This is a genomic window from Nocardiopsis alkaliphila YIM 80379, from assembly GCF_000341005.1.
GTDB classification, from domain to species: domain Bacteria; phylum Actinomycetota; class Actinomycetes; order Streptosporangiales; family Streptosporangiaceae; genus Nocardiopsis; species Nocardiopsis alkaliphila.
Map to the genome: position 1 here is coordinate 1 of NZ_ANBD01000096.1, position 3,495 is coordinate 3,495.

The 3,495-nt window shown below is 58.9% G+C and carries 7 protein-coding genes; 3 read left to right on the top strand and 4 right to left on the bottom strand.

Annotation, left to right across the window (positions count from 1 at the left end):
- On the bottom strand, positions 1–237 hold a 237-nt coding region (locus D472_RS29090; protein WP_033303849.1), incomplete at its 3' end, for a hypothetical protein.
- Here D472_RS29090 and D472_RS29530 point away from each other — a divergent pair.
- Together D472_RS29530 and D472_RS0114415 are read left to right on the top strand one after the other, a co-directional pair.
- On the top strand, positions 121–1,068 hold the full coding sequence (locus tag D472_RS29530; RefSeq protein WP_394295625.1) for an RHS repeat-associated core domain-containing protein: 948 nt from the start codon (positions 121–123) through the stop codon (positions 1,066–1,068). The genes D472_RS29090 and D472_RS29530 overlap by 117 nt on opposite strands.
- Before the next feature lie 48 nt (positions 1,069–1,116).
- Positions 1,117–1,620, top strand: a complete 504-nt coding sequence (locus D472_RS0114415) for a hypothetical protein (RefSeq protein ID WP_017605193.1) — start codon at positions 1,117–1,119, stop codon at positions 1,618–1,620.
- A 132-nt stretch (positions 1,621–1,752) separates the two neighbouring features.
- Here the strand turns inward: D472_RS0114415 and D472_RS0114420 are convergent, their stop codons facing one another.
- Together D472_RS0114420 and D472_RS0114425 are read right to left on the bottom strand one after the other, a co-directional pair.
- The gene (locus tag D472_RS0114420; protein ID WP_017605194.1) at positions 1,753–1,971 is read right to left on the bottom strand and encodes a DUF397 domain-containing protein; all 219 of its coding nucleotides are present in this window, start codon (positions 1,969–1,971) and stop codon (positions 1,753–1,755) included.
- Positions 1,968–2,819, bottom strand: coding sequence for a helix-turn-helix domain-containing protein (locus D472_RS0114425; RefSeq protein WP_033303853.1), 852 nt, complete (start codon positions 2,817–2,819; stop codon positions 1,968–1,970). The genes D472_RS0114420 and D472_RS0114425 overlap by 4 nt, the downstream gene beginning before the upstream one ends.
- A gap of 186 nt (positions 2,820–3,005) precedes the next feature.
- On the opposite strand from D472_RS0114425, the gene D472_RS0114430 reads away from it, so the two are divergent.
- The gene (locus tag D472_RS0114430; RefSeq protein WP_017605196.1) at positions 3,006–3,254 is read left to right on the top strand and encodes a hypothetical protein; all 249 of its coding nucleotides are present in this window, start codon (positions 3,006–3,008) and stop codon (positions 3,252–3,254) included.
- Positions 3,255–3,324: 70 nt separating this feature from the next.
- On the opposite strand, the gene D472_RS25580 is transcribed toward D472_RS0114430, so the two are convergent.
- A partial coding sequence (locus D472_RS25580; protein ID WP_033303855.1) for a 6-phosphogluconolactonase occupies positions 3,325–3,495 on the bottom strand: 171 nt, incomplete at its 5' end.

Genomic DNA, 3,495 nt, shown 5'->3' on the forward strand with positions numbered 1-3,495 from the left:
CATCACGGAACCGGGCAGATCGCCATCGACGCCGACTTCAGCGAGGTCGCTCAACGTCGGATGACGGTCTTTGGTCAGGAGCGCGGTGCCACCGGTGTGTGGCCGGGTGAGCGTGGTTTCGTGGATGGCATGATCGATGCCTCCACTGGCCTGACCCAGCTGGGGGCGCGTGCCTATGACGCGGATCTGGGCCGGTTCATCTCGGTGGACCCGTTGATGGACCTGACTGACGCCCAAACGATGAACGGGTACGTGTACTCGAACAACAGCCCAGCTGTCTTCACCGATCCTTCAGGGCTGAGCTGGCACCCTGCCCGGGGGTACGCGCCTATGCCCGGTCATAGTTCGGAATCTTCAAAGCATCCTGCTCGTGGCTATGCTCCGATGCCGAACTACGGAAGGAGTCCTTCGTGGCATCCGGCTCGTGGCTATGCGCCCCCTCCGCCGAGTGTTCGACGGGCACACAATAGTTTGATTCGTAATAACACGAGGAGCTCTCCGCCTGCCCAAAGTCCTCCGTTGGTCAACGCAACAGTCTCCTCGGAAGAGCAGAGTATCTGGGAATCTGCCTGGAATGGCGTATCAAGCTGGGCCAATGATAGGTATCGCACTGATGATGGTGGCTGGAATGTTGGGAACATCATTGATGATGTGATGCTGGTTGGTGGGTTGCTCTGTGCGGCCTGTGCGGTCGTGGCTGCTGCTTGGAGTGTTGGCCATGGAATCTGGAAGATAAGCAATGGAGATTCTGTCAATGGAGTCTGGGATATTGCTGGTGCTATCGTTCCTGGCGCCGCAGGGAAGGTTGTTTCCAGAGGTGGCAAATTCGCTGCTGGAGTGAGGCATTCGACTCGTGTTACTAATAATCCTAAGGGTGTTCCTAATTCTGGTAGAAAAAATCGGAGAGCCAGGTCAAAAAGTGCCGCTAGGGAACGATCGGACATCGCTGCATCGGAGAGGTATGGGGTGCGTACAGACAGCGTGACGGGATATTCTATGGCTGCGAATTCTGCTGGGGTCGCTATGGTTGACCCGAGTAGTGATAATTCTACCTGGCACAGATGGTGAGCGGTCGATGATTGATCGCGTGCCTTCTCCGAAATAAAAGGCATAAGCATGGAAGTTCAGGTGAAATTTTCTGACTTTGGTTTTTTGAGGATCCCCGATTTCCTTATTGCTTTTCTTTTTAAGAAGTTTCGAGGGCTCCTGGTCTCCAGGGTTCAGGGTGAGCGTGAATTTCAAGTCGATGGAGACGATGAGGCCGCCTTTAATCTAATGCTCAGCAGAATCCCTGCCTCCTTGGTGGTGCTGATCTTGTCTTGGGGGATTCTCTCGGTTATCGCAGCACTTCTGATGAACATCATTCCTGTTGTTTCTTACGTAATATTCGTGTTCTTATCGTTTTACGCACCCTTGAAGGTGGCTCTGCTTCTTGTTGCTATGGGAGATCTCGTTTTCGGTCCGTTGTTTTTGAAGTGGAAAATCAGCAGGGGTCGATATGATGAAAGGTATTTCTATGATATTTATGGTCGGATGAGGTGGCCCCTGGCCGTGCTTGCGGTGGGTGTTTCTGTTTGGTCTGTTTATTCTGGAAGTATTGCAGAAATTGTTTACGGGTAAATCTCCTTGGGGTGCTGGCGTCGATTCAGAGCGGGACCGGTGTGTGGTTTGCCCGCTGGGTGCTCTCGAGTGGAGAACGAAAGTGCCCCACTCCGGGTTGGAGTGGGGCACCTCTGCTGTGGGTGATCGGTTTTAGAAGTCGAACTCTCCGGCGCGGACACCTTGAGTGAAGGCTTTCCACTCCTGGTGGGTGTAGACGAGGTGGGTGCTTTCGGGGTGCAGGCTGTGGCGCATGGCCACTCGTCCGCTACCGTCACGCAGTGCTCCGACTTCTACACAAGTCGCCCCGCCGTTGTCGCTGTAGCTACTGATGTGCCAGTCGATGGTGGTGCGTTCCCGCTCGGGGGTCACGATGGCTCCTCGATCAATGCCGAGATGAGCTCGGCTGATTCGTCTGATTTCAGGGATTTGCCCCACAGGCGATCGTACCGCTGGGCCGCCGGAGCGGTTTCTGTCTGTTCCAAGTAGAGGGCACCATTGGGTGTCTCGACGTACACCACATCCGGGTAGGGGTCATCCATCACGAAGTACTTGAACGCGCCCTCGGGGCTCTCGTGTGCTCCGGCTGAGAACGGCAGCACGCGCAGGTGGATGTTGGGGTGCTTCGACAGCTCTAGTAGGTGGGCGAGCTGGTCGCGCATCACCTCGGCCGACCCGACCTGACGGTAGAGCACTGATTCGTCAAGGAGGATCTGTAATATCGGTGGGTCTTCTCGGTCGAGAAGCTCCTGACGCTGGAGGCGCACTTCCAGGCCTTGCTCGATGTGCTCCTCATGTTTGTCGAATTCGGCCGCGCGGATGGCCGCATCGGCGTAGCGTTCGGTCTGAAGCAGCCCTGGCAGGAGCGTGGTGTCGAACAACCGCTGTTCGACGGCTTGAGCCTCCAACCAGATGAAGTCCACGAACTCGGTGAACTCGTCCGGGTAGCCGTCCCACCAACCGGTCTGCCAGACGCTCTCGCTCAGTCGCATCAGGTTTTCGCGGTGACGTGAGTCGCTCACCCCGAACAGGTCGAGCATCGCCATCATGTCCGGCCGGCGCACCGGGTAGATGCCGTTCTCGAAGCGGCTCACGGTCCCCATGTTGCGCTGGAGGAACTCACCCACCTCCTGGATGCTCATTCCGGACGTCTCGCGGAGTTCGCGGAGGCGTCGGCCCAGCCAGCGGCTCCGCAGTGTGGCGGTCTTCGCCTTCGCCATCCCGCTTCCCTTCTGGTCCACAATCATTCTTGCTATACAAGCTTGTGATTCTGTTTGGCGTGTGTCAGCCTAACAGAAGGTGAGACGGCGATCACAGGGGCTGTCGAGCCGGAAACGAAGACGGCCCGGACGGGGCGCCTACCAAGCTGACCGTCCGGGCCTGATGAGCCACCGAAGGGGATGCCCATGCAGGACGACCACATCCGTGACTCCGGTTCTGTCTACCAGAACGCCGACGAACCCGCCCATCCCCGCGCGTTCTATGTGGACCTCTGGGACGAGGAGACCGACTCCATGCGGCACGCCTACTACGGAGTCACCGGGCCGAACGGGCAGGGCGGCCTGGCCACCTCCGTGCACGGCGCGAGTGTGCACCTGATCCGGGACGCCCACTCCTTCGCGGACCGTCTGTGGGGCGAACTCGTCTGGCTTTGAGCGCCCCACACCCGAACACAGGAGGACGCCCCGGCCGCGAAGACCGGGGCGTCGCCATGCTCCTACACCCTCACAGCTTCGAAGCGGAGGCCTCGTCCAGCCAGAACAGGGTCTTGTCGGCCCCGCGCGCACCGGCCACGGGCGCCTGGTCCACACTCGCGCCCGAAAGCCCCAGGCGCACCGCCTCGGCCTTGGACTCGCCCGAGGCCAGCACCCACACCTGGCGGGCCGCGCCGATCGC

Bases quoted from the DNA above. Each gene is read 5' to 3' on its own strand.
- D472_RS0114425 (WP_033303853.1), bottom strand. From the start codon at position 2,819: ATGGCGAAGGCGAAGACCGCCACACTGCGGAGCCGCTGGCTGGGCCGA.
- D472_RS0114430 (WP_017605196.1), top strand. From the start codon at position 3,006: ATGCAGGACGACCACATCCGTGACTCCGGTTCTGTCTACCAGAACGCC.
- D472_RS0114415 (WP_017605193.1), top strand. From the start codon at position 1,117: ATGGAAGTTCAGGTGAAATTTTCTGACTTTGGTTTTTTGAGGATCCCC.